Source organism: Aeromonas sp. MR7 (assembly GCF_963899385.1).
Lineage (GTDB): Bacteria > Pseudomonadota > Gammaproteobacteria > Enterobacterales > Aeromonadaceae > Aeromonas > Aeromonas bestiarum.
The window spans coordinates 157,132-181,043 of record NZ_CAWQXH010000051.1 but is presented as its reverse complement, the minus strand read 5'-3'; the positions used below and the strand labels follow the sequence as shown (position 1 = coordinate 181,043).

Genomic DNA, 23,912 nt, shown 5'->3' with positions numbered 1-23,912 from the left:
GCGCCAGCCTGCCCATACGTTGTCAGGTCATCAACCCGGCCATGACGCCCAGACAGGGGCAACGGCTTGCCCCCGACGACCACGGATTGCCGTTCGAGTCGTGCAGGCCATCACTCAGGCGCTCTTGGTCTCTTCCTTTGGCTCGCTCTTCTTGCCGGTGAGGCGATCCATGGCATCCTGCAGCATGGCGTCCCGCTGCTCGTTCAAGGCCTTGCTCTGCTGCTCGCGCTCCTCGGCAGAGAGCTGCTTGTTGTCGGCTATCTCCTTGAGCTTGTCTTCTATCTCGTTGAATTTTTTGCGATCAAACCCCAGCGCCTTGTCCACCAGTTGCTGCATCATGCCGCCCTTGTCTGAACTGATGTCCAGCGCCGGCGGCAGCTTGCTGTTCTTGGCCAGGTGCTCATAGGTGAGCGTCTGCTGGGCCTTGCTGGTCAGCCGCTGGGAGGAGAGGTTGACCAGATCCTCCCAGCCGCCCCCCTGACCCCCTTCGGCACCGCTGAGGGTGGCGAGGGCGCGGGAATTGGACGCACTCTGGGCAAGCTGCTGGCTGTAGGGTTTGATATCCATGGGGGCTCCAGTCTGCATGCCGATCCGGCATGACGAGGTCGCTGATTCGATGGCATGAGGCGCCAGGCCCCATCATTGGCAATAAAACCAGCAAGTTGCAGGCCAACTTGCCAAATTGGTGCAGATCCCGGCCCGCACGGGCTCGCAGGCTTACTGATGGCCATCCCGACGTCAGAATCATGACGCTGCGCTGTCCAATCGGCAGGTTATGGTGCATATCGCTGCCATTTTCATGCTTTACCAGACAAAGCAAAGGAACGACTCATAGATCACAAAACAAACAACCAGCGAGGCATACAATTTCGGCGCACAAAACGACCAGCAAGCAGTGTTATGGATGAAATGTTTGCGTCATCGACCATGAGCAGCACGATCCCCCGGCAGCGTATCGGCGGCTGATCGCACTGCGGCAGACCTGCATCCCACCGCCTGGCTTTCACTCACAGTTACGCTTCGGGCAATGCCATGAAAAAACACACCTTGAGTCTTCTCTCCGCCACCCTGCTCACCCTGCTTGGCACCAGTGCCGACGCCTGTACCGGCCTCATCGTCGGCAAGGGCGCCAGTGCCGACGGCAGCGTGATGATCGCCAGAAACGAGGATTTTGGCGTCAACAACTGGAACAAGTATTTGGCCTTCCGACCCGCCCAGCAAAACGAGGGCAAGGTCTGGAAGCTGGGCAACGGGCTGGAAGTGCCCATGCCCAAGGCCTTCCTCGCCTACTCAGCCATTCGCGACTGGGACGCCGCCACCAGCGACCCGGCAGGCAAATATTATGAAGAGCGCGGCATCAACGAGCTCAACGTCGCCCTCTCGGCCACCACCAGCGCCGAGGTCAACGACAAGGCCCTGAAAGCCGATCCCCTGATCGAGAAAGGGATCATAGAAGCCATCATCCCCACCCTGATCCTGCCGCAGGCCAGGACCGCCAAGGAGGGGGTCGAGCTGCTCGGCCGCTATGTGGAGCAATATGGCGCCGGCGAGGGCAACAGCCTCTATCTGGCGGATGTGAACGAGGCCTGGCTGATGGAGATAGGCTCGGGCCACCACTGGATCGCGGTACGGGTGCCTGACGACAGCTACGCCATGGTGGCCAACGGCCTGCGCATCCACGGCGTCAATCTCGACAGCGCCGATGTGCTGCACTCCCCCAGGCTGCTGGAGTTTGTACAACAGCACAAGCTGCTCGACCAGGCCGACCCCAAGGATTTCAACTTCGCCAAGGCATTCGGGGTGATTGCCGACCCCTACAACGTGGATCGGGAGTGGCTCGGCCAACACATGCTGACCGCCTCCCACCCGCAGGCGACCCGGCAGGCGCAATACCCGCTGTTCATGAAGCCGGACGCCCCCATAGCCGTGCCGGACGTGGCCCGGCTGCTGAGCGCCACCTATGATGGCACGCCGCTGGCGGGCAAGGCGGAGCGGCCGATCCGCATCGATCGCCAGCTGGAATCCCACGTCATCCAGCTGCGCAAGGAGATGCCCAAGGAGCTGCAAGGGCTCATCTGGCAGAGCTACGGCGTGCTGGCCGAATCCGTGATGGTGCCGCTCTACAACACCCTGGAAAACTATCCCCTGCCCTATCGCAGCGGCAGCGACAGCTACTCCGACGATTCCGCCTACTGGCAGTTCCGCAGCCTGACCGCGCTGGCCAACACCAACCCGGACAAGTACCTGCCGCTGCTGCGGGGCGTCTGGAGCAAGGAGAGCAGCAAGCTCTACAAGGAGGTCGCCGTCCTCGACAAGACCCTCAAGCAGACCTATGCCAGCGACAAGGCGACGGCGCTCGGGCTGGCCGCCGACTACTCCTACGGCCAGCTGGAGCAGACCTACCAGATGGCCAAGGACCTGCGCTACAAGCTGATGACGGATCTCACCAAGAGCACCGAGAAGAAGTATTCAGAGGAGGAGTTCAAGAAGATCATGAGCCTCTGACCGGCTCTGCAAAGCAAAGAGGCACCCTTGGGTGCCTCTTCTCATTTCGTCAAACGGGAAGCTCAGCGGCGGCTGATCTGGAGCGGGCCGAAGGTCTGGGCCACCGGCATGATCTCTATGCTGTTGATGTTGACGTGGGCGGGCTGCTGGCTGACCCAGAGCACAGTATTGGCGATGTCTTCCGGTTGAATGGCCTGCACTCCCTGATAAACGGTGGCCGCCTTGGCGTCATCGCCGTGGAAGCGCACGTTGGAGAACTCGGTGCCGCCGCACAGGCCTGGCTCCACGTTGGTGACGCGGATGGCTGTGCCCGCCAGATCGGCGCGCAGGTTGAGGCTGAACTGTTTCACGAACGCCTTGGTGGCGCCGTAGACGTTGCCGCCCGGATAGGGATAGGTGCCGGCGATGGAGCCGATGTTGACCACGTGGCCGCGATTGCGCGCCACCATGCCCGGCAGCAGCAAGCGGGTGAGCAGGGTCAGACCGCTGATGTTGGTGGCTATCATCTGCTCCCAGTCTTCCAGATCCGCCTTGTGGGCCGGCTCCAGCCCCAGCGCCAGCCCGGCGTTGTTGACCAGCAGGTCCACCTCGCTCCAAGCAGGCGGCAGGCCAGCGATGGCGGCGCGGGTAGCGGCCTTGTCCTGCACGTCGAACACCAGCGGCAGGAACTGTTCGCCCAGCTCGCCGGCCAGGGCGCCCAGCCGCTCGGCACGGCGACCCGTGCCTATCACCTGGTAGCCCGCCTGCACCAGCTGGCGGCTGATGGCTTCACCAAAACCGGACGAGGCGCCCGTTACCATTGCTATCATCTGAACCTCCATATCTACATCGATATTGTTATTTATGTATTTGAATCCAATCTGATTCATTCATCGCGCAATTCACGCCCGGTCACCTTGCGCCAGACAAATACCACCAGATGGAGCAGAAACAGGCCCGAGCCCCCCAACGCAAACAGCAGACCGGTGAGGGCATTGACCGAGGTGTCGGCGCCAAACCACCACCACGCCAGCCAACCGAGCAGGCCGATGACGAAGGTCTGGCCGGCGCAGACAGAGCAGCGCCCCAGCTTGGCCTTGATGGCGGTGGCCAGACAGTCATCACAGCTCATGCCGATCCTCCGGATCCATGGCCGCTCAAGGCGCGGGCTTGGCGGCACAGGGCGGCTTGTACACTGCGGCGCTGGCGCCTGAGGGTGCGAACCTCGTCGCTCACCAGCGGCAACACCAGCCGGTGGGCATGCTGGTCGCGGCCATAATAGTCCGGCAACCTTTGCTGGGCCTTGAATCCCAGCGCCTGATAGAGGGCCAGCGCCTCTTCATTGGCATCACCCACCTCGAGGCGCACTGCCCCCCAGCCAGCCTCGCGCCCCTCCCGGATCACCTGCTCCAGCAGACGACGGGCCCAGCCCTGGCGACGGATGGTCCAGCGGATGGCGAGGGTCTGGATCACCAGTCGATCCCAACCCCTGTGCTCCAGCAGACTGAGATAGCCCATCAGCTGATCCTTCTCATCCAGCACCAGCAGGGTGCGTCCCTTGGCGTGGGTAAGCAGATAGTGCCAGCGGCTGCGGCCAAAGGCGACTTCGGGGGGAAAACAGTAGCGTTCCAGCTTAACGATGGCGCCCAAATCATCGGTTCGGGCCGCTCGTACGGTCAACACGGGGAGTCCTTGTTCGGTTATTTATCTTCAGCACCAGAAATGCGACTTGTATCACAAGTTACCAAAGCAGAATATTAGGCACTGTAACCTCTTGTTTCCCCTCGCGCCATTGTCGTGCTTGTCGGTGCATCGAAGCCCACTGGGGATCCTGCCATTCAAGGCAGTCTGATCTGTGGAGCCGAAAATATGAGTACCTACGTCATAGTCGAAGAGCCGGGCGACTGGCCCTGCCATGCCGATTATCTGCTGACCGCCCGCACCTATCTGCAACACGGCGTGCCGACCACAGGCGGCCGACCCCGCATCATCAACCTCTGCCGCAACCTGGAACACCTGAGCGCGGGCTACTACTGCTCCCTGCTGGCCCAGGCCCGTGGCCACCACTGCCTGCCGGGATTGCAGGCCATCAGCGTGCTGCAACCCCAGCAGCCGCCGGCCAAGCTGTGGCGCAAGGTACAGGGCTGGCTGGCCCAGCAGAGCGAGGATCGCATTCGGGTGCGCGCCATCTTCGGCCAGAGTGAACAGAGCGAGCTGGCGGGGCTGGCCCGCTACTACTACGGCCTGAGCCAGCTGCCGCTGCAGGAGCTGACCCTCAAACGCGGCCGCCACGGCTGGTCGGTGCGCCAGCAGCAGAGCCTGTCGCCCCTGGAGTTGAGTGCCAGCGAGAAGGCGCTGATGCTGCACCACGCCCAGGCGCTGGTCGGTGCCGGCGATGAGGAGCAGGCGGCCCCGCTCTACCAGCTCGCCATCCTGGTGGATCCCGATGACGGCCGCGCCAGCAGTGACGCCCTGGCGCTGGATCGCTTCATCCGGGCAGCCGCCGCCCAGGGGATCCAGGCCGAGAGACTGGCGCCGTCCGCCATCGAGCGGCTGCCGGAGTTCGATACTCTCTGGCTGCGTTCCGAAACGGCGGTCGGCCACTACACCTTCGAATTTGCCCGCCGCGCCGAGCAGCTCAAGATGCCGGTGATCGACAGCTCCCGCGCCATCCTCGCCTGCAGCAACAAGCTCTACCTCTACGAGCTGATGGTGCGCAGCGGCGTGCCCATGCCGCCCACCATGGTGGTGACCCGTCGTGGCCGTCATCAGGTGGACGAGCTGGTGCAGCGGCTCGGCCTGCCGCTGATGGTGAAGATACCCGACGGCGCCCAGGGGCGGGATCTCGCCATGGCCAGCGATGCCCAGCAGCTCGCCCGCCTGCTGGATGAGGGGCTGGGCCGCTCCGCCCTGCTGCTGGTGCAGAGCCGGATCCCCGCCGAGTTCGACTGGCGCATCGGCTTTCTCGACGGCTCGCCGCTGTTCGCCTGCCGCCGCTACCGGCCGGAACCCGGCAACCGCATCCGCCGCCGCAAGCATCCCCTCGACATGAGCCGGATCGAGGCACTGCCGCTCACCGAGGTACCGGAGCGGGTGCTGCAGACCGCCAGACGCGCCGTGCACCAGCTCGGCAACGGCCTGTTCGGGGTGGATCTGCGCCAGCAGGATAGGGACTGCGTGCTGCTGGAAATCATCGACAATCCCTGGATACGTGGCGATATTGAGGACAGGGAGGCAAAGGACCTCTACGAGCGCCTGGCCAGGGCCTTCCGGCAACGGCTGGAAAACCGGGGGCAGAGCGCGGCAGGATAACAAGCATCGACAGCAGAGGTGGATATGATGACAACGGATTGGTGGGACATAGCGCCCCTTGGCTGGGAGAACATCCTGGCCTGCCTGGTGTGTGGCACGCTCGTGGGGCTGGAGCGGCAACTGCGCGGCAAGCCGGTCGGCATCCGCACCTCCTCGCTCATCATACTCGGCACCTACTGCTTTCTCGCCATAGGTGCCGCCGTCAGCCCTGAGAGTGCCGATCGGGCGCGGGTACTGGGCCAGCTCATCACCGGCATCGGCTTTCTCGGCGCCGGTGTCATGATGACCCGGGATGGTCAGGTATTGGGGGTGACTTCGGCCGCCACCGTCTGGATGCTGGCGGCCCTCGGCGCCCTCATCGGCATGCAGATGCTGCACCAGGCCGTGCTGCTCACCGGCGTCACCCTGGCCATACTGGTGGGGGTGGATTATCTCGAAACCAGCTTCAAGAGCCTGCGCCGCGGCGTGCACAACCGGCTGGAGAGCTGGCGCCACGGCAATGGTCACGCCCCCGCCCCCAACGCCCATCAGGACGAGCTGGGCAGCGGCATAGAGAAGTAACCCGCCACAATGAACAAGGGCTCCAGATTGGAGCCCTTGTTGTTACTCGCCAGCCTTATTGCAACAGCAGGAAGCGACCGCTCAGCGGCGGCAAGTCCACCGTCACGCTGCTGCCGCCTATGGACAGACTCTCGCCGCTCTGCAGATCCAGCAGGGCGCTGCCGCTGCGCAGCTTGCCGACCGGCAGGGCATAGCTCTGGGGCGTGCTTGAAACGTTGAGCAGGTAGACGATCTGCTCCGCCGCCGTCTGCTTGATGTCGCCATAGACGCTGCCATCGGCCACCAGCTTGACCCGCTCACCCTGATAGAGGGCGGGATGCTTGGCACGCAGGGCCAGCAGCTGGCTCAGCCACTGCTTGAGCTCGGCCTGCTCGCCGCTTGGCACGAAACCGGTGGCAACCGGCACCTTGCCATCGCTGCGAGCCACGTGATCGTCACAGAGCCCCTGCGCCGCACAGTCGCCGCTCACCTGCGCCGCAAAGCCCGGCACTTCGTCACCAAACTCCTCGCCGTAGTAGAGGGTGATGGGGCCGGAGCGGGCCGCCAGGAAGCTGAAGGCCGCCTTGTGGCGCTGCCAGTAGTCCGCCGGATTGAAGTTGCCGCGATCCAGCAGATCGCCGAAGCGCACCAGATCGTGGTTGCCCAGCATCAGATTGGGCATGGCGTGATCCGGGTAGTTCTCCACCTTGTTCCAGCTGGCGTCGAGCACGCTGGCCCCCTGGCCGCCCTTGCCGGACTCCTCCACCGCCAGCGCCTGCACCAAGCCGTAACGCAGCGGGAAGTCGAACGCCGAGGAGAGCGCCGGGTTGTCGCTCGGGCCATAAGCCTCTGCCCGGATCTCGTCGGCCCCCTTCCACACCTCGCCCACCAGGTAGCCGAGCGTGCCCCACTGCTGGCCCGCCGCCTTGCGTGCCGCGCTGGCCTGCTCGACCTCGCCACGAATGGCACGCCACTCGTCCAGCCCCAGCTGGTAGGCCTGATCGAGACGCCAGCCGTCGATGCCGTACTGCTCGACCCAGTAACGCGCCACCTCCTTGAAGTAGGCCAGGCTCTGGGGCTGGCTGTAATCCACCAGCTGGCCCGGATAACCGGCCCCGCCGCTCTTGAGGGCGGGCAGGCGCCCCTCGGGCGAAGGCTTGCTCACCCCCACCTTGTTGACGTGACCGAACACGCCGTCGAGGAAGACGTAGAGGCCGCGCTGGTGCGCCCCGTCCACCAGCTTCTTGAGCTGGGCATTGCTGCCGAAGTTGGGATCCACTGTGAAGAAGTCGCAGGCGAAGTAGCCGGTGGCATCCAGTTTATCATCCCCGCCCTGACCGGCGCAGGAGTCGAATACCGGGGTGAGCCAGATAGCGTTGACGTTGAGACTCTTGATGTGATCCAGGCTGTCGATGACCCCCTGCAGATCGCCGTTGTGCCGGGAGGGGCCGTAGCCGACGCCGTAGTTGGCGGCGCTGTCGCCATCGACGAAGGACTCCACCATCACCTGATAGGTGCGCAGGTTGCAGGCGGGCTGATCATTGCCGTAGCAGGCGCGGCTGGCGGTGGCAGGCGGCGGATTGACCACGGGGGGCTGGGGTTCGCTGCTGGATCCCCCGCCTCCGCTGCCGCAAGCCGTCAGTAACAGGGCGGCCCCGAGCAGGCCGCCATAGCGCAACGTTCCTTGTTTCATTGTTATGTTCCCGCTGTGGTGGTATCGGCGCACAAGGCGCCACTCCGGGGCCATGATAGCGGCCCCGCCAGCACGGGTCTGTGACTGAAAACGTTACCCGGTTCAGTCGGTTGGCGCGTCTGCCTAGAGCACGCCGGCGGAGGCGAAACGGTAGTTGAGGGAGAGCCAGACGGCGCGACCCGGCTCCGGGATGCGACCCACCTGTTCATAGCCCAGCCCCGCCTGACTGGCGTGCACCGACTTGGAGAGGTGCTCGTAGTAGAAGGTGTCGAACAGGTTGTCCACCCCGGCCGACAGCTGCCACCCCTCTGCAAACTGCCAGGCGCCGCTCAGGTTCAGGGTGAAGAAGCCGGGGGTCTCCCCCTGATCCTGACCGGCGACTGTGCCGGACCCCACGTCCACCCTGTCCTGCGCGGCAACGGCGCGGCCAAGCAGGGTAAGGTTCCACGCCTCGGCCGGCTGCCAGCCCAGCGCCAGCTTGCCATCGAGCGGCGGCATCTGGGCCAGCGGCTGGTTGTCGCTCTGGTTTTCGCCATAGACCACCGCCAGGCCGCCGTCGAGGCGCCACTGCTCGGCAAACTGCCAGCGCCCTTCCAGCTCGCCGCCCCGGGTCCGGGCATCTATGTTGCGCACCTTGTTCGACTTGTTGTTATAGAGCAGGTAGTCCTGGATGTCGGCGCTGAATAGGGAGAGGGTCAGATCCAGTTCGCGGCTGCGCAGGGCCAGCCCCGCATCCCACTGACGGCTGCGCTCCGGGTTGAGGGTGAAGGGGACGCGGTCCTTGCTGCGCTCCCAGTAATCCGGCGCCCGCTCGGCCTGACCCCAGGCCAGATAACTCGACCAGGCCGGCGACCACTGGTATTCGTAGCGGCCAAAGCCGCTGTCCAGGGTCAGGGTATCGCTGTAAAGGGTTTGATCCCCAGCACCGTAACGGGTGGTCTCGACCCTGTCCTGCCGGTAACCCCCCTTGTAGCCGTGGGCCCCCTGCTGACGGCCCAGCTCGACGAAGCCCCCCTGCTGCTCGAAACGCAGGGTGCGCTGACGTGGCTGGCTGGCGTAATCCACCCCGCTGCGGGCCCTGTGCTGATCCCGGTTGGCATCGAGCCCGGCGGTCAGCAGCCAGTCGGCCGGCAGGGCCAGGTCGTTGGCCCAACGCCCGCCTGTGTTGCGCCGATCCGGGTTGGAGAGCATCTTCATGCCGCTGTTTTGCCGCAGGCTGAAGTTGTCCATGATGTGGTCTATGTCGTTGTCCCACAGGGTCAGCTCGCTGCGCTGCCAATGGCTGCTGATCTGCTCCTGCCTGAGCTTGAGGCCGAAGGACTCCCGATCGAACATGGGGCCGTCCATGGTGCGATCCGCATAGGCGGCGCGGGCGTTGCTGCGCTCGGCGGTGAGTTCGAGCCAGGTGTGCTCCCCCGGCGTCCAGCCCAGCTGGGCCGTGCCATTCTCGCGCCGATAGAAGGATCGCACCCTGTCGCCGTGGCCATCTCTATAGTCATCGCTGTCGGAGTGGGTGAACTGGCCGCGCAGATACCCCTCGGGAGCACCGACGGTGGCATCCAGCATCTGGTCGTCGCGCCCGAAGCTGCCATAGAGTGCCGACGCCTCGGCCTTGACGCCGGGGGCGGTGAACTCGGGTCTGTCCCGTTCGAACAGCACAGTGCCCGCCAGGGCCGCGCCCTGCTCGAGGGATTGCGGCCCCTTCAACACCCGGATCCGGTCGAAGGATTGGGGAAACACATAGGCGGTGGGTGGATCCATGCGGCCGCCGCAGCCACCGGCCAGCATGCCGCCATCCATCTGCACGTTGAGGCGGGACATCCCCATCCCCCGCAACACGGGGTCGCCCCCCAGCCCCCCCTTGCGCACCATGCTCATGCCGGTAACGTTCTTCAGATAACCGGCGCCGTCGGCGGCGGGCATGGGAGAGCCCGGTTTCTTGGGATCCAGAGTCACTTCCAGGGTACTGGCGGGGCGGCTGGCGACCACCACCATGGGCTCCAGCTGCTGGACTTTTTCCTGACCGGCGGCGCCGTGGCAGGCGAGACCACCCACCAGCAGAGCCAGCGGGGTGCGCATATGACAAGCCATGTTTATTCCTTATCTCTTTGTTTATTTTGTTTTTCTTATCTCACCCAACAAACCTTTCAGCTGGGGAAAGGTTTGTCATCCGGCCGCAAAAAAGGCCTGCGGCGGGAGGCGGCAAGCCTTGACGGGCAAAGCTGGGAGACGGGTTGGCAAAATGTTGCGCAGGTTTTACCCAAACTGGGTAGAGAAGGCAAATGAACAAACATTCCAGTTACAGGAATCTGGGGATGGCTCACAAAAATAGGGGGTTAACTGAAAGCCTCCCGCTCGTTGATGGGTCTGATCAGGTGATAGACCTCGTGGGCCGACAGGGTGCAGCCGGCAGGCCACTCCAGCTGGTGGTGACGATTGATGAAGACCCGGGCGCAACGCCGCTCCGAATCCAGCGCCGCAAACAGGGGCTGCGCGCGCCAGGGGGTCAGGTCCAGCGCACCCGTGGTGCCATCGGAGAGCACCACGAACAGGCGCCATCCCTGCAAATATTCCACATCGATAAAGACCGGCATCCCTTCGGCTCCGATTGAGAAAATTCGGCGTCATTATAGGGAAGCGGCCTACATGACTTTGCAGGGGGGATCACAGTTTCCCCAGCCGTTTATGCTGTCTTGGATCCCTGCGCGCCCTCACATAAAAATCATAAATCGTGCCAAAACATCCTTTTAAACGGCACCTACACGCAACCTTTCCCCGGACCCGCTGTCATAACCCTGCAATATAAAAACAATGTGCCCGAGGACGGGTGCAAACAGGCTTGTAGGAACAACAATGACCACTATCAGACAATGGCTGGGACCGTTTTGGCCCATCGCCGTTTTTTCATTGATCGCGCTCGTCTCTCTCTCCGTCAGCCGACTCGGCCTCGGCTTCTGGCAGCTGGAACGGGTCGACGCCGTCGCCGGCTGGCAGGAGATGCTGCTGCAAGGGCTGCGGGTCGATTTCGCCACCCTCTGCTGGCTGTGGGGCGTACCTGCCATGCTGACCCTGCTGCTGGCGGGGCCCCACCCTATCGGTCGGGCTTGGCTGCAGATCATCCGGGTCTGGCTGACCCTGGGACTCTGGCTGATGCTCTTCCTGGAGATCTCCACCCCCTCCTTCGTGACCGAATACGGGGTCAGGCCCAACCGCCTCTATGTGGAGTACCTCATCTATCCGAAGGAGGTGCTCTCCATGCTGTGGGCCGGCCGCAAGGGAGAGCTGCTGGCCGCCGTGCTGTTCAGCCTGCTGACCCTGGGCGGTGGCTGGTGGCTGAGCGGGCGCCTGCTGCGCGATCTCACCTTCCCGCGCTGGTACTGGCGGCCCGCCTTCGCCCTGCTCATTCTGGCCATAGGCTTTCTCGGCGCCCGTTCCAGCCTGGGCCATCGCGCCCTGAACCCGGCCATGGTGGCGTTTGCCAGCGATCCCCTGATCAATGCGCTGACCGTCAACTCCTCCTACTCCCTCTTCTTCGCCATCAAGCAGATGGGGGCCGAAGAGGATGCCAGCCAGTTCTACGGAAAACTGCCCCAGGCGCGCATCCTGGAGCTCATTCGCCAGGAGAGTGGCCGCGAGCCCCACGAATTCAGCTCGGCAAGCCTGCCCAGCCAGACCTTCAACGAAGCCAGCTATATCGGCAAGCCGAAGAACCTGGTGATCCTGCTGCAGGAGAGCCTCGGCGCCCAGTTCGTCGGCTCCCTCGGCGGCCTGCCGCTCACCCCCAATCTGGATGCACTCTCGCAGCAGGGCTGGGCCTTCGAGCAGCTCTACGCCACCGGCACCCGCTCGGTGCGCGGCATAGAAGCCGTGCTGACCGGCTTCACCCCCACCCCGGCCCAGGCCGTGGTCAAGCTTGGCAAGAGCCAGACCAACTTCTTCACCATCGCGGATCTGCTCAAACAGCGGGGCTACGACACCAGCTTCATCTATGGTGGCGAGAGTCACTTCGACAACATGCGCAGCTTCTTCCTCGGCAACGGCTTCACCACCATAGTCGAGCAGAAGGACTTCAAGAATCCGGTGTTCAAGGGATCCTGGGGTGCCTCGGACGAGGATCTGATGGCCAAGGCGGACGAGACCTTCAAGACGCTGCACAAGGAGGGCAAACCCTTCTTCAGCCTGGTGTTCAGCTCCAGCAACCACGATCCGTTCGAATTCCCGGACAATCGCATCGCCCTCTATGAGCAGCCCAAGCAGACCCGCAACAACGCGGCCAAGTACGCCGACTACGCTATCGGTGAATTCTTCAAGAAGGCGAAGCAGTCGGACTACTGGAAGGACACCCTGTTCCTGGTCATCGCCGATCACGACAGCCGGGTCGGCGGTGCCAGCCTGGTGCCCATCCCCCGCTTCCACATTCCCGGCGTCATCGTGGGTGACGGCATAGCCCCGAAGCAGGATCCGCGCATCGTCAGCCAGATCGACATGGCACCGACCCTGCTCTCCCTGATGGGGATAAGCGCCGACTACCCCATGCTGGGCAAGGATCTGACCCGGATGCCCGCCGACTGGCCGGGGCGCGCCATCATGCAGTACGACAAGAACTTCGCCCTGATGCGGGGCAAGGACGTGGTGATACTGCAACCCGAGCGCCCGGCGGAAGGCTTCATCTACGAGGATGCCACCGAAACCCTCACCCCGGCGGCGCAGCCGGATGCCATGAAGGATGCCACGCTCGGGCTGGCGCTGTGGGGCAGCCTGGCTTATCAGAAAGGGCTCTACCAGACGGCGCCGGATACCCAGACTGCGCTGAACTGAGCCCGCCGCCGCAACAACATAAAACCCGCCGATTGGCGGGTTTTATGTTGGGCGCAACAGGGGATCAGGTGTTGAGGAAACAGGGCAGCGAGCGGCTGAACCTGTGCTCGAATACCAGCGAGGTCTCGAGATGCACCACCTCCTCCCGGGAGGTGAAGTGATCGAACACGAAGTTGCGCAGGTGCTCGGTATCGGCGACGCACAGATGCACCAGGAAATCATCCTTGCCCCCCATGTGAAACAGGCTGATCACCTCGGGCAGCGCCAGTATGGCGTCGCGGAAGGCATCGATGATCTGGCGGCTGTGACGCGCCAGTTGCAGCGACACCATGGCCTGGATATGGCCACCGAGCGCCTGGTGATCCACTTCGCAATGGGCGCCCTTGAGCACCCCGTCCTGTTGCAGCTTGCGCACCCGCTCCAGGCAGGTGGACGGCGCCACGCCGACCAGGGCAGCCAGATCCTTGTTGGTCATGCCCGCATCGCGAAACAGATGGGCCAGGATATCCAAATCCAGTTGATCCAGGTTTCTCATCTTAACTCCTTGAACCGATCAATTTTTTAGACTCTGCCCGTAAACCGGGCCGAACACAACGCAGATTGACATCGGGGCCGCGCCCCCTATGCTTTGGCGCACTCAGAAACCGGCCATGCCGGCTCGCCGCGCCCTTGCTGGCCTCATAAGGACCTTTATGCACCCGTCTCACCCCTTCTGGAGCCAGGAAGTGCCCCGCGTCGATGGCCAGCTGCTGCTGACCCCCTGCCCCGGCACCCAGCAGGTGGCACTGCCACTGGCACTGGATCAGCTCAGGCTGGCGGGAGCCCACGGCGTGCTGACCCTGATGACGGAGGCCGAACTGGCCCGGCTCGCACTGAGCCAGCTTGGCCCCCAGGTCGAGGCGAGCGGCATGCGCTGGTTCCACCTGCCCATCGAAGACGATCAGGCCCCCGATGCCGCCTTCGAACAGGCCTGGCAACAGGCTCTGCCGCAACTGACCGGCCTGCTGCGCGAGGGCAAACACCTGGTCATCCACTGCAAGGGGGGCAGCGGCCGCACCGGTCTGGTCGCGGCCGCACTGCTTGTCTCCCTCGGCCAGCCACAGCAGGAGGCCATGGCCGCCATCCGGGCCCACAGGCCCAAGGCCTTCACCCTGGCGGTGCATCGCCAGTGGCTCGACGCCCTGACCGCACGACGGGAGCAGGCCGACTGAGCCCGCCACTCTGATCCTTACTTGGGCTGCTGGTAGGTAAACACCTTGCCTATGTCCTCCACCCGATAGCTGGTGAGCTGATAGACGTAGTAGTTGAGCCAGTTTGAGAACAGCAGGTGGCCGTGACTGCGCCAGCTGGCGCGCGGGGTCTGGCCGGGATCGTTGGCCGGGTAATAGTTGACCGGGATGACGGGCTCGAGCCCGGCCGCCAGATCCCGCCGGTACTCCCCATCCAGGGTCAGGACATCATATTCAGGGTGGCCGGTGACGAACACCTGGCGGCAATCCTTGGTCGCCGCCAGATAGACACCGGCTTCCTCCGACTCGGCAAAGATCTGCAGGTCGGTGTGGGCGCGGATAAGATCCCCATCAAACGCCGCATAGCGGGAGTGGGGCGCCACGAATTCATCGTCGAAGCCGCGCAGCAGCGGCTCGTGCTCATCCAGCCTGTGATGGCGATAGATGCCGGAGAGCTTCTCGCCGTGGGTCTGTTTTTCCATGCCATACAAGGCTTTCAGCGCCGCCTGCACAGCCCAGCAGAGAAACAGGGTCGAGGTCACGTGCTGATGGGACCACTCTATGATCTCGACGATGCGCGGCCAGTAGACCACCTCCTCGAACTCCACCAGCCCGAGCGGCGCCCCCGTGATGATCATGCCGTCGTAGTTGTTGGCCCGCACCTGTTCGAAGTCGTGATAGAAGTTCTCCAGGTGCGCCTGGGGCGTGTTCTTCGACTCCCGATCGTCGATGCGCAGCAGATCCACGTCCACCTGCAACGGCGAGTTGGAGAGCATCCGCATCAGCTGGATCTCGGTTTCAATCTTCTTGGGCATCAGGTTGAGGATCAACACCCGCAACGGGCGTATGTTCTGGGTGACGGCCCTGGATTCCGTCATCACGAAGATGTTCTCCTGCCCCAGCACTTCGGCGGCGGGTAACTGATCCGGGATCTTGATCGGCATGCTTACTCCCTGTACTGCATCGGTAAATATGTCTGGACATCCAGAAGCCTATAATAAAGCGTCTACCCTGTCATCAGATACCTTTTGTATTCACCTCCGCCTTTGACTAGCATACGGCTCATGTGTCTCTCGCAGCCAAGACAATGACAGGTATCAAGATTTCCGTGGACCGACTGCAAGTCGGCAATTTCGTCTCTCTGCCACTGGGTTGGCGCGAACACCCCTTCCTGTTTTCCAGCTTCAAGCTCAAGACTGAAGAGGAGATAGAGCTGATCCGCCGGCTCGGCCTCAAGCTCGTTACCATCATCCCCGACAAGAGCGATGCGCCGCCCAAGCCGCTGAGCCAGATCCAGCCGCAACCGACCGAGGCGCCGGACACCTCCCAGCGCCAGGCCGAAATGCAGCTGGAAAAAGAGCGCCGCATCGAGCAGTTGCAGCAGTATCGCCGCGACTTGCAGCAGTGCGAGAAGCAGTTCCAGCAGTCGCTGGCGCAGGTGCGCAGCGTGATGAGCAAGATCCAGTCCCGCCCCCTCAACGCCATCGGCGAGGCACAGGAGCTGATCAACGCCATGACGGAGCAGCTGCTGTCGGTGGACGAGATGGTGCTGCACCTGGTCTCCGACAGCGAGGATGGCAACAACCTCTACTTCCACTCCCTCAACGTCAGCGTGCTCAGCATGCTGCTGGCCAAGGAGTGCAACATGTCGGCCGACGAGATCCGCCAGGTCGGCATGGGCGCCCTGTTCCACGACATCGGCAAGCTGAAGATCCCGAGCCAGATACTGCGCAAGACGGAGCCGCTGACCAAGCCGGAGCAGAACCTGATGGCCCAGCACCCGCGCTACGGCCTGGATCTGCTCAATCTGGCCAAGGATTTTCCGGCCGGGGCCAAGGGAATCGTGCTGCATCACCACGAATACCTGGATGGCAGCGGGCCCGAGGGGCTCAAGAAGGGGCAGCTCGACCCCCTCACCCAGATGGTGTCGCTGATCAACGAGTACGACAACCTCTGCCACCTGCAGGCCAAGGTGCCCTACTCGGCCCTGAGCGGCCTCTACAAGCAGCGCAAGGCCCAGTTCAACCCGGAATACCTCAGCATGCTGATCCGGCTGATGGGCATATACCCGCCCGGCAGCGTGGTGCAGCTCTCCAACGGTCAGGTAGGCCTGGTGATGTCGGTGAATGCCTCCCGCCTGCTCTATCCCTCGGTGCTGGTGTACGATCCCCGCATCCCGCGCCAGGAGGCTGCCATCATAGATCTGCAACAGGCCGAGCTCTCCATCGCCAAGGTGATCCACCCCAAACGACTGCCCCCGGCGGTGTTCGAGTACCTCAATCCACGTACCCGGATCAGCTACTACTTCGAACACGCCAAACCCTGATTGTCCCGGCCATGGTTCATGGCCGCCCCAGTTCAGGTCCCCAGCCCAAGGAGCCCCCATGCGTATCGAGATCATCAGCACCGGAGACGAGATAGTGACGGGTCTGGTGGTGGATACCAATGCTGCCTGGCTCAGCGCCCTGCTGCTGGAACAGGGCTGGCAGGTGCGCCGCCGCGTCACAGTGGGGGACAACCTCGCCGATCTGAAAACCGTGCTGCAGGAGAGCGCCAGCCGCGCCGAGGTAGTGCTGGTGTGCGGCGGTCTGGGCCCCACCGCCGATGATCTCACCGCCCAAGCGGCGGCCGAGGCGTTCGGCCAGCCCCTGGCCCTGTTCCCGGACTGGCTCGCCACCATAGCGGCCCGCTACGCCAGCCGCGGCAGGCCCATGCCCGCCAGCAACGCCAAGCAGGCCTGGCTGCCGCAAGATTGCGAGATCCTGGACAACCCGGTCGGCACCGCCTGTGGCTTTGTGGTCACCCACACAGGCCATCAGGGCCAAAGCCAGCTCTTCTTCACCCCGGGCGTGCCGTTCGAATTCAAGCAGATGGTGCACGAGCAGATCTTGCCGCGCCTCAAGTCGCTGGCGGGCGCGCAGACCGATACCGAGCTGCGCCGCTTCTATAGCTTCGGCATCTCGGAGTCGGCCCTCTCCGACATGCTGGATGCGGCCCCCTGGCCGACCGGCATCGAGCTGGGCTACCGCTCCTCCATGCCGCTGATCGAGCTGAAACTCATAGGCCACGGTGCCAGCGCCGCCGACATGGATGCCGCCGAGGCGCGACTGCTCGCGGCGATCCAGCCCTGGCTGGTGGGACGGGGGGATGAGGAGCCTGCGCGGCAGATCCTGGCCCTGCTGGGGGAGAGGCCGCTGACCCTGCTGGAGGGGGAGAGCCGGGGTGCCCTGCTCGCCCTCTGCCACGACCATCCCCGGCTTGAGGCCGGCTTTCGCGGCGATGTCGCCAGCGAGCTGGCGCAGTTGGAGGCAAGGAGTGAGGGGCTGAGCCTGACCATGGGATGGGAGGGGCCGGACGGCGTGCCGCTGCTGCTCTGCGTCAATGGGCAGCAGATCGGCCAGACGCTGAAGGCCAGCCACCCGGATCCCGAGAGCCGACGCAAGATCCTCGCCTTCGCCGCCCTCGACATGCTGCGCCGCCAGCTGCAAGGCTTGCCTGTGCTCGGCGACTACCGCACCCTGGCCAGAACGGCGCAGCGCGGCAGCTAGGCATCAAATGCCGGTATCCGCCAAATCGGGCACAGGCAAACGCCTCAATCCAGACTCTTCTTGAACCTGTGGGCGGCCAGGGTCAGCACCAGCAGGGTGAAACCGGCCAGCCAGAGCACGTCCGGCAGCAGCTCAGACAACTCACCACCCCGCAGCACTATGCCCCGGATCAGCCGCATGAAGTGGGTGGCCGGCAACACCTCGGCAATCCACTGGGCCGGCACCGGCATCCCCTCGTAGGGGAACATGAAGCCCGACAACAGGATCGAGGGCAGCAGGATGAACACCGTCATCTGCATCGCCTGCAGCTGGGTCTGTGCCAGGGTGGAGATGAGCAGCCCCAGGGTCAGGCTGGCGGCGATGAACAACAGGGTCGCCAGCAGCACCTGACTCAGGGCGCCGTTGACGGGCACATCGAAGATGAGGTGGCCGAGGCCGAGTATGATGGCCACCTGGACCAGCCCCACCCCGATATAGGGCAAAATCTTGCCCAGCATCAGCTCCATCGAGCTGACCGGGGTGGTGATGAGCAGCTCCAGATTGCCGCGCTCGCGCTCGCGCACTATGGCCGCCGAGGTGAACATGATCATGGTCATGGTGAGGATCACCCCGAGCAAACCGGGCACTATGTTGACCGCCGAGCGGCGGGCCGGGTTGAAGTAGAGCACAGTCTCGAAGGTGGGCGGTGCGGATTCAAGCCCAGGTTTCAGATCCGACAGCGGCATGTTGCGCAGCCCCAGCAGGGCCCCGGCTATCATGGTGTCCGAACCGTCCACCAGCCACTGGCCCGCCGTCTCGCCGGCGCTGAGCCGGCGGCTCAAGTCGGGAGGCAGCACCAGCACGGCCCGCACCTCGCCCCGGGTCAGCGCCGCTTCGGCCTGCTGCACTCCCACGTAATGGTGTTCGATGCGCACCACCTGGCTCGCCTTCACCGCCTCCACCAGCAGCCGTCCCGGCACGCTCTGGCTCATCTCCACCAGCCCCACAGGTATGTGGCGCACATCCGTGTTGATGGCGTAGCCAAACAGCAGCAGCTGGATCAACGGGATCATGACCACCATGCCAAAGGTCAGCCTGTCCCGCGCCAGCTGCCTGAGTTCTTTCTGGGTAATGGCCCAGAGCCGTCGCAGACTGTTCATCGATTCCCCCCCACCGGGCTCACCACCACAATGCCGAACGCGAGCCTGTCTCTGGCCAGTTGCCGCAGCTCTTTCTGGGTGATGGCCCAGAGCCGTCGTAGACTGTTCATGCCCTTGGCTCCTGCCCGGTGCAGCTGACGAACACATCCTCCAGGCTGGGTCTGACCAGTGCCATGGCGGCACCGGCCAGCGCCGGGCAGGCCTGCTGCAACCAGGTCACAGGCTCGGCCAGCTCCTTGTCCACCAGCACCCGCAAGCGCTGACCGAGCTGGGCGGCGGAGCGCACCGGCGCCAGCGGCAGCAACTGCTGCTTGAGCAGCCGCAGGTCGCTGGCCTGCACCTCCACCACCCGGGTGCTCATGGCATCCATCAGCGCCTGGGGTGAGCCCTGGGCCCGCACCCGCCCCGCCTCCATGATGGCCAGCGCATGACAGCGCTCCGCCTCGTCCATGTAGTGGGTGGTGACCAATATGGTGGTGCCCCCTTCGCTGAGATCGAACAGCTTCTCCCAGAAATCGCGCCGGTTTTGCGGATCCACCGCCGAGGTAGGCTCGTCGAGCAGCAGCAGATCCGGGCCGTGGATCACGGCCGCCGCCAGCGCCAGCCGCTGCTTCTGGCCGCCGCTCATGGCACCGGCCCGCTGCCGGGCCAGCGCGGTCAGCTCATAGGTGGCCAGCAGTTCGTGCAGCCGGGCGCTAAGCGTGGCACCACCCATGCCGTGGATGCGGCCCATGAACTCCAGGTTTTCCCAGCTCGTCAGCTCGTCGTAGAGGGAGAACTTCTGGGTCATGTAGCCGATCCGGCGTTTGAGTGCCTCGGCCTGCTTGGGAATGCTGAGCCCCAGCACCTCCACCTCTCCGGCCGAGGGGGTGAGCAGGCCGGTCAGCATGCGCAGTGTAGTGGATTTGCCGCAGCCGTTGGGGCCGAGAAAGCCGTGGATCTGCCCCCTGGGCACGCAGAGATCCAGCCCGTCCACCGCCAGGAAATCGCCGAAGCGGCGACTCACCCCCTGCGCCCGGATCGCCAGTTCACTCATGGCCCGCCCTCTCATCACCGGGCTCCGCCTGCAACGGCAGGCCGCTCGGCAGATCCTGCGCCCCATTCGGCAGATCTATCTCGGCCAGATAGACCAGCCGGGCTCTGTCCTGTTCGTTGAGGGCATAGTAGGGGGTAAAGGCGGGCTCCTTCGATATCCAGCGCAGCCGGCCCATGAGCGGCTCTGCCACCCCGTCCACCCGCACCCGTACCGGCTCGCCGAGGCGGTAGCTGGCGAGGGAGGGCTCGGGCACATAGACCCGGGCGTAGGGGGCCTGATCCGCCTGAATGGCCGCCAGCACGGCGCCGACCGATACCCGTTCACCTAGGTGATAGGGCAGGCTGTCGAGCCGGCCGCTGCGAGTGGCGACGATGGAGAGATCCGCCAGCTCCCGCTCGGCCAGCGCCACTTCGGCCCTGGCGGCCTGCAGGGCCGCATCCGCTTCGTCTATGTCTTCGCTGCGTACGCCCCGGGTCAGCTTGTCGAGCTGCTGGCGCGCCCCGTCCTGTTCGGCCAGGGCGCCGTCACGCAGGGCGCGGGCCTTGTCGAGATCGGCCGGGCTCACCAGCTTCTGACGCACCAGTCGATCGATGCGCTCGAAGTTGCGTTCGCTCTCCCTGACATTGGCCTGCGCCTTGTCGAGGCTGGCCCGGGCGGCGGCTATGTCTTCCGGCCGTTCGCCATTGGTCATGCGGGCGAGGGCCGCGCGCGCTTGCGCCTCTTGAGCCCGGGCACGGGCCAGCACCGCCTGCTGGCGGCGATCGTCGAGCCGGGCCAGCAGGGCCCCCTCAGCCACCTGACTCCCCTGCGCCACCGGCAGGGCGCGAATGATCTCGCTGGCGGTGGCGGTCAGCAGCACCCGATCCCGCTCCAGGGTACCGAGTGCAATGGTGGACACCTGCGGCTGGCAGGCGGTGAGCAGGCCCGTCAGGGCCAGGGGCAGCAGACAATGACGCAACATCGATACTCCTCTCGCGGCGGGCCAGACTTACCGATGCAAACCACCACCGGGTTCAGGGCCGGCACGTCTCTCGCAGACCTGCGGGCTTCTCGTGCCGTCAGCATACCCGCTGTCATCCTTGATTTCCTCGTCCCAGCTCACCCATTTGTGCTTAGTTCGTTGACCAAAAAGGAGAAATGCCCGAATACTGCAGACCGGAACCATCTTGATGACTCGCGTTTTTAACAAAAAGCCGATTAAATGGAAGTAAGAAGCGATCTCGATATGGATGCAGACGAGGGAAGGGAACCGGGTGTTAAGCAAAGAGTGGTTACTGTTATCAACCGATATGGAGTACGCCTGCCTGCGCATAGTGCCCGGGCTGACCAAACCCGTCTCGGAGAGCGATATCCAGACGCTGCTGCTGGCTTCCAACTGTCGCCGCTACCAGCCGCTGACGGAGGGGATCAAGCAGGCCATCAGTTTGCTCAATACCCTGTTGAGCAACCCGGCCGCCCCCCTGCCCGGCAATCCGGTCCCCGTCGCCCAGCGCCACGATGCCCGCGTCACCCTGGTGGTGGAGAAAGACAGAATGAGCGCCGTCGCCCAGATCACAGCCGACTGGGGTGGCAAGTATCTCACCACTGAACAACTGGAGCAGGCGGTGCAGGCCAGCGAGATCAGCCAGGGAGTACAGGCGCCCCTCATAGCCGCCGCCATTCTGGCCGCCAAGGAGGCAACGCCGGGGGCCCTGCTCAAGCTGCCGGTGGCGCTGGGCAAGACCGCCGTCAACGGCCAGGACACCCGCTTCGAGCGGCTGGTGGAAACCCCGGCCGAGCGGATCCTCAAGCCTCAGGAGCTGGATCATGGCCGGGTCGACATGCGCGACCTCGGCACCCTGCTCACCGTCAAGGCGGGCGCCCAGCTGATGCGCCGCCACCCCGCCACCCAGGGCGTGCCCGGCTTTACCGTCACCGGCCAGGAGCTGCCCGCCAAACACGGCAAAGACAGCCCCATGGTGGCCGGCGAGGGCACCTTCGCCTCGCCGGACGATGTGGATCTGCTGCTGGCCGGCCGCCCCGGTCTGCCTCGCCAGGAGAAGAACGGCATGAAGGTGGACGACGTGCTGAGCGTCAAGCAGGTCGACATCCGTCACGGCCACGTCATCTTCGAGGGGGCCCTGATAGTGGCGGGAGATGTCACCCCCGGCATGAAGATAAAGACCAGTGGCGACGTGGTGATCGGCGGCTTCGTCGAGGGGGGCTATATCGAATCGAGCGGCACCATCACTGTGCGCAGCGGCATCATAGGCCGCAAGAGCGAGCAGAGTGACGAGTACCTCTGCCACCTCAATGCCCAGGGCGAGATCCACGCCAGCTATGCCCAGTACGCCAAGCTGGAGGCCGGCGGCGACATCCAGATCCAGAGCCAGCTCAGCCACTGTTACAGCCGCAGCGGGCAAGACATCAAGGTGGGCGACAGCGGCATGCGCAAGGGCCACCTGCTGGGGGGCATCAGCATCGCCAATCGCCTCATCATGGCCCCCATACTGGGGGCTTCGGCCTACAACCAGACCCGGTTGCAGATCCTCGGCGGCTACTTCACCCACAAGGAGCAGGAGCAGGCCCTGCGCCAGCGCAAGCAGGAGTGCCGGGATCAGCTGGACAAGCTGCAGGATCTGCTGCTCAAGCTGTTGCAGCTGCCGGGGGACAAGCGCAATCCCCAGACAGTGCAGAAGATAAAATTGATCCGCACCCAGCATATCGACGAGAGCAAGCTGCTGGATGAACAGCTGGAGGCGGCGCAGGAAGAGCTGCAAAAACTGATGACGGAGATGGACATCATAGCCACCCAGCGCGTCTTCCCCGGGGTCGAGGTAGAGATGGCCCATCACCACTACAGGGTCGACATAGAGCACGGCCCCATCCACTTCGCCATCCACGAAGATCAGTTGCAGCTGACCCCCTACGAACCCCACAAGTGACGGCCTGCGGGCCCTGCGGCTCGCGACTCCCCGGCAAGCTCCCTCCTGCTGGCGCCGCCTCTCGCCGCCAACCCGTGATCCTGGCGGCGAATTTCGCTACACTCGGCCTCCCATTGGCCCCATAGGGCGGGCCAGCCAGACTTCAGGTAGTGAGAGATGTACAAGCTGATCGCATTGGATATGGATGGCACCCTGTTGAACTCCCAGGGCCAGATTTCACCCCGCACCCACGCCGCCATTCAGGCCGCCCGCGCCAGGGGCGTGACTGTGGTGCTGGCCTCCGGCCGCCCGCTGGAGGGGATGAGCCGCTACCTGGTCGAGCTCGGCCTCACAGGTCAGGATGACTACGTCATCTGCTACAACGGCGCCCTGGTGCAACAGGTGGCCGATCAGCGCATCATCCGCAGCCAGCTGCTGACCGGCAGCGACGCCAGCGCCATCGCCAGGCTGGCAAACGAGCTGGAAGTGAACGTACACGGCTTCTCTGTCACCCGTGGCCTCATCAGCCCCAGGGTCAGCACCTATACCGAGCACGAATCCCGCCTCATCGGCATGCCCATCAATCTGATCGATTTCGCCACCCTGCCCGCCGACGAGCAGATCATGAAGGTGATGATGATCGATGAGCAGCCCCAGCTCTCCCGCGCCATCGAACGCCTGCCCGCCGAGCTTTATGAGCGCTACACAGTGGTGCGCAGCGCCCCCTACTTCCTCGAGTTCATGCACAAGCAGAGCAACAAGGGGACCGGCGTCGCCGCCCTGGCCGAGCATCTGGGGCTGGACGCCGCCCAGGTGATCGCCGTGGGGGATGCGGGCAACGATCACCACATGATCGAATACGCCGGGCTGGGAGTGGCCATGGGCAATGCCACCGACGAGATCAAGGCGCTGGCCCAGCACACCACGGCGCGCAACGATGAAGACGGGGTCGCCCAGATCATCGAGCGATTCGTGCTGAACGCCTGAGTCGACAAAGGGGCCTGCGGGCCCCTTCTGCTATCCGGTTACCCCGGCCAGATGTTTAATATATCCACCACAGACCATATCCCTCATCTCACCAACACCCCCGCAGGCCCCTTTAAAAGGGACTCAAGGCAGCTCCTCGCTTAAAACAGTTAACATCTCAGCATCATTTCGTTTGACATATTGAACGGCCTTGGCAGACTGGGATCAGGATCCAGGCTGTCAT

22 protein-coding genes are annotated in these 23,912 nt (G+C 64.1%); 10 read left to right on the top strand and 12 right to left on the bottom strand.

All coding sequences use genetic code 11. The features are described 5' to 3' along the window. Positions 1-114: 114 nt before the first annotated feature. The gene (locus AACW87_RS20900; RefSeq protein ID WP_098980901.1) at positions 115-567 is read right to left on the bottom strand and encodes a hypothetical protein; all 453 of its coding nucleotides are present in this window, start codon (positions 565-567) and stop codon (positions 115-117) included. Between the two features lie 465 nt (positions 568-1,032). Between AACW87_RS20900 and AACW87_RS20895 the strand changes: the two genes are divergently transcribed. Further along, entirely contained in the window at positions 1,033-2,505 is a 1,473-nt protein-coding gene (locus AACW87_RS20895; protein WP_241326041.1) for a C69 family dipeptidase, read from the top strand. A gap of 62 nt (positions 2,506-2,567) precedes the next feature. On the opposite strand, the gene AACW87_RS20890 is transcribed toward AACW87_RS20895, so the two are convergent. From AACW87_RS20890 to AACW87_RS20880, 3 genes are read right to left on the bottom strand one after another with little or no spacing between them, the layout of a single operon-like run. Beyond that, a complete protein-coding gene (locus tag AACW87_RS20890; protein WP_241326040.1) occupies positions 2,568-3,314 on the bottom strand; it encodes an SDR family oxidoreductase in 747 nt (248 codons plus the stop codon). Positions 3,315-3,370: 56 nt separating this feature from the next. After that, a complete protein-coding gene (locus AACW87_RS20885; protein ID WP_241326039.1) occupies positions 3,371-3,616 on the bottom strand; it encodes a DUF3624 domain-containing protein in 246 nt (81 codons plus the stop codon). Next, positions 3,613-4,167, bottom strand: a complete 555-nt coding sequence (locus tag AACW87_RS20880) for a GNAT family N-acetyltransferase (protein WP_052449206.1) — start codon at positions 4,165-4,167, stop codon at positions 3,613-3,615. Before AACW87_RS20880 ends, AACW87_RS20885 begins: the two co-directional genes overlap by 4 nt. Before the next feature lie 186 nt (positions 4,168-4,353). Between AACW87_RS20880 and AACW87_RS20875 the strand changes: the two genes are divergently transcribed. Together AACW87_RS20875 and AACW87_RS20870 are read left to right on the top strand one after the other, a co-directional pair. Beyond that, positions 4,354-5,796 (top strand): RimK family protein, encoded by a 1,443-nt coding sequence (locus AACW87_RS20875; protein WP_103471711.1) that lies wholly within the window; start codon positions 4,354-4,356, stop codon positions 5,794-5,796. 24 nt (positions 5,797-5,820) lie between these two features. Continuing rightward, on the top strand, positions 5,821-6,357 hold the full coding sequence (locus tag AACW87_RS20870; RefSeq protein WP_241326038.1) for an MgtC/SapB family protein: 537 nt from the start codon (positions 5,821-5,823) through the stop codon (positions 6,355-6,357). Between the two features lie 55 nt (positions 6,358-6,412). On the opposite strand, the gene AACW87_RS20865 is transcribed toward AACW87_RS20870, so the two are convergent. Then, positions 6,413-8,029 carry an alpha-amylase family protein gene (locus AACW87_RS20865; protein WP_241326037.1) on the bottom strand — a complete coding sequence of 539 codons (1,617 nt, stop codon included), beginning with the start codon at positions 8,027-8,029 and terminating at the stop codon, positions 6,413-6,415. Between the two features lie 123 nt (positions 8,030-8,152). After that, the gene (locus AACW87_RS20860; RefSeq protein ID WP_241326036.1) at positions 8,153-10,120 is read right to left on the bottom strand and encodes a TonB-dependent copper receptor; all 1,968 of its coding nucleotides are present in this window, start codon (positions 10,118-10,120) and stop codon (positions 8,153-8,155) included. On the opposite strand from AACW87_RS20860, the gene AACW87_RS20855 reads away from it, so the two are divergent. Then, entirely contained in the window at positions 10,109-10,315 is a 207-nt protein-coding gene (locus tag AACW87_RS20855) for a hypothetical protein (protein WP_241326035.1), read from the top strand. The genes AACW87_RS20860 and AACW87_RS20855 overlap by 12 nt on opposite strands. Before the next feature lie 50 nt (positions 10,316-10,365). Here the strand turns inward: AACW87_RS20855 and AACW87_RS20850 are convergent, their stop codons facing one another. Beyond that, positions 10,366-10,623 (bottom strand): DUF2442 domain-containing protein, encoded by a 258-nt coding sequence (locus AACW87_RS20850; protein ID WP_043556947.1) that lies wholly within the window; start codon positions 10,621-10,623, stop codon positions 10,366-10,368. A 259-nt stretch (positions 10,624-10,882) separates the two neighbouring features. Here AACW87_RS20850 and AACW87_RS20845 point away from each other — a divergent pair, with 259 nt between their 5' ends. Then, entirely contained in the window at positions 10,883-12,847 is a 1,965-nt protein-coding gene (locus AACW87_RS20845; protein ID WP_241326034.1) for an LTA synthase family protein, read from the top strand. A gap of 64 nt (positions 12,848-12,911) precedes the next feature. Here AACW87_RS20845 and AACW87_RS20840 read toward each other — a convergent pair whose 3' ends face one another. Then, on the bottom strand, positions 12,912-13,382 hold the full coding sequence (locus AACW87_RS20840; RefSeq protein ID WP_042868783.1) for an Lrp/AsnC family transcriptional regulator: 471 nt from the start codon (positions 13,380-13,382) through the stop codon (positions 12,912-12,914). A gap of 157 nt (positions 13,383-13,539) precedes the next feature. Between AACW87_RS20840 and AACW87_RS20835 the strand changes: the two genes are divergently transcribed. Further along, entirely contained in the window at positions 13,540-14,058 is a 519-nt protein-coding gene (locus AACW87_RS20835) for a cyclin-dependent kinase inhibitor 3 family protein (protein WP_241326033.1), read from the top strand. Positions 14,059-14,075: 17 nt separating this feature from the next. On the opposite strand, the gene metA is transcribed toward AACW87_RS20835, so the two are convergent. Then, entirely contained in the window at positions 14,076-15,020 is a 945-nt protein-coding gene (metA, locus tag AACW87_RS20830; protein ID WP_043134999.1) for a homoserine O-acetyltransferase MetA, read from the bottom strand. Positions 15,021-15,163: 143 nt separating this feature from the next. Between metA and AACW87_RS20825 the strand changes: the two genes are divergently transcribed. Both AACW87_RS20825 and AACW87_RS20820 read left to right on the top strand, forming a co-directional pair. Beyond that, positions 15,164-16,402, top strand: a complete 1,239-nt coding sequence (locus AACW87_RS20825; protein WP_043556950.1) for an HD-GYP domain-containing protein — start codon at positions 15,164-15,166, stop codon at positions 16,400-16,402. Between the two features lie 58 nt (positions 16,403-16,460). Further along, positions 16,461-17,624 carry a competence/damage-inducible protein A gene (locus tag AACW87_RS20820; protein WP_241326032.1) on the top strand — a complete coding sequence of 388 codons (1,164 nt, stop codon included), beginning with the start codon at positions 16,461-16,463 and terminating at the stop codon, positions 17,622-17,624. Positions 17,625-17,668: 44 nt separating this feature from the next. On the opposite strand, the gene AACW87_RS20815 is transcribed toward AACW87_RS20820, so the two are convergent. From AACW87_RS20815 to AACW87_RS20805, 3 genes are all read right to left on the bottom strand, one after another. Next, a complete protein-coding gene (locus tag AACW87_RS20815; RefSeq protein WP_042868772.1) occupies positions 17,669-18,763 on the bottom strand; it encodes an ABC transporter permease in 1,095 nt (364 codons plus the stop codon). A 106-nt stretch (positions 18,764-18,869) separates the two neighbouring features. Beyond that, positions 18,870-19,799, bottom strand: a complete 930-nt coding sequence (locus AACW87_RS20810) for an ABC transporter ATP-binding protein (protein ID WP_241326031.1) — start codon at positions 19,797-19,799, stop codon at positions 18,870-18,872. Beyond that, positions 19,792-20,760, bottom strand: a complete 969-nt coding sequence (locus tag AACW87_RS20805; protein ID WP_043134992.1) for an HlyD family secretion protein — start codon at positions 20,758-20,760, stop codon at positions 19,792-19,794. The genes AACW87_RS20810 and AACW87_RS20805 overlap by 8 nt, the downstream gene beginning before the upstream one ends. A gap of 292 nt (positions 20,761-21,052) precedes the next feature. On the opposite strand from AACW87_RS20805, the gene AACW87_RS20800 reads away from it, so the two are divergent. Both AACW87_RS20800 and yidA read left to right on the top strand, forming a co-directional pair. Next, a complete protein-coding gene (locus AACW87_RS20800) occupies positions 21,053-22,723 on the top strand; it encodes a DUF342 domain-containing protein (protein ID WP_339385749.1) in 1,671 nt (556 codons plus the stop codon). Between the two features lie 156 nt (positions 22,724-22,879). After that, entirely contained in the window at positions 22,880-23,689 is an 810-nt protein-coding gene (gene yidA / locus AACW87_RS20795) for a sugar-phosphatase (protein ID WP_098980914.1), read from the top strand. Positions 23,690-23,912 lie beyond the last annotated feature (223 nt).

Bases quoted from the DNA above. Each gene is read 5' to 3' on its own strand.
- AACW87_RS20900 (WP_098980901.1), bottom strand. From the start codon at position 567: ATGGATATCAAACCCTACAGCCAGCAGCTTGCCCAGAGTGCGTCCAAT.
- AACW87_RS20895 (WP_241326041.1), top strand. From the start codon at position 1,033: ATGAAAAAACACACCTTGAGTCTTCTCTCCGCCACCCTGCTCACCCTG.
- AACW87_RS20890 (WP_241326040.1), bottom strand. From the start codon at position 3,314: ATGATAGCAATGGTAACGGGCGCCTCGTCCGGTTTTGGTGAAGCCATC.
- AACW87_RS20885 (WP_241326039.1), bottom strand. From the start codon at position 3,616: ATGAGCTGTGATGACTGTCTGGCCACCGCCATCAAGGCCAAGCTGGGG.
- AACW87_RS20875 (WP_103471711.1), top strand. From the start codon at position 4,354: ATGAGTACCTACGTCATAGTCGAAGAGCCGGGCGACTGGCCCTGCCAT.
- AACW87_RS20870 (WP_241326038.1), top strand. From the start codon at position 5,821: ATGATGACAACGGATTGGTGGGACATAGCGCCCCTTGGCTGGGAGAAC.
- AACW87_RS20865 (WP_241326037.1), bottom strand. From the start codon at position 8,029: ATGAAACAAGGAACGTTGCGCTATGGCGGCCTGCTCGGGGCCGCCCTG.
- AACW87_RS20855 (WP_241326035.1), top strand. From the start codon at position 10,109: ATGACAAGCCATGTTTATTCCTTATCTCTTTGTTTATTTTGTTTTTCT.
- AACW87_RS20860 (WP_241326036.1), bottom strand. From the start codon at position 10,120: ATGGCTTGTCATATGCGCACCCCGCTGGCTCTGCTGGTGGGTGGTCTC.
- AACW87_RS20850 (WP_043556947.1), bottom strand. From the start codon at position 10,623: ATGCCGGTCTTTATCGATGTGGAATATTTGCAGGGATGGCGCCTGTTC.
- AACW87_RS20845 (WP_241326034.1), top strand. From the start codon at position 10,883: ATGACCACTATCAGACAATGGCTGGGACCGTTTTGGCCCATCGCCGTT.
- AACW87_RS20840 (WP_042868783.1), bottom strand. From the start codon at position 13,382: ATGAGAAACCTGGATCAACTGGATTTGGATATCCTGGCCCATCTGTTT.
- AACW87_RS20835 (WP_241326033.1), top strand. From the start codon at position 13,540: ATGCACCCGTCTCACCCCTTCTGGAGCCAGGAAGTGCCCCGCGTCGAT.
- metA (WP_043134999.1), bottom strand. From the start codon at position 15,020: ATGCCGATCAAGATCCCGGATCAGTTACCCGCCGCCGAAGTGCTGGGG.
- AACW87_RS20825 (WP_043556950.1), top strand. From the start codon at position 15,164: ATGACAGGTATCAAGATTTCCGTGGACCGACTGCAAGTCGGCAATTTC.
- AACW87_RS20820 (WP_241326032.1), top strand. From the start codon at position 16,461: ATGCGTATCGAGATCATCAGCACCGGAGACGAGATAGTGACGGGTCTG.
- AACW87_RS20815 (WP_042868772.1), bottom strand. From the start codon at position 18,763: ATGAACAGTCTGCGACGGCTCTGGGCCATTACCCAGAAAGAACTCAGG.
- AACW87_RS20810 (WP_241326031.1), bottom strand. From the start codon at position 19,799: ATGAGTGAACTGGCGATCCGGGCGCAGGGGGTGAGTCGCCGCTTCGGC.
- AACW87_RS20805 (WP_043134992.1), bottom strand. From the start codon at position 20,760: ATGTTGCGTCATTGTCTGCTGCCCCTGGCCCTGACGGGCCTGCTCACC.
- yidA (WP_098980914.1), top strand. From the start codon at position 22,880: ATGTACAAGCTGATCGCATTGGATATGGATGGCACCCTGTTGAACTCC.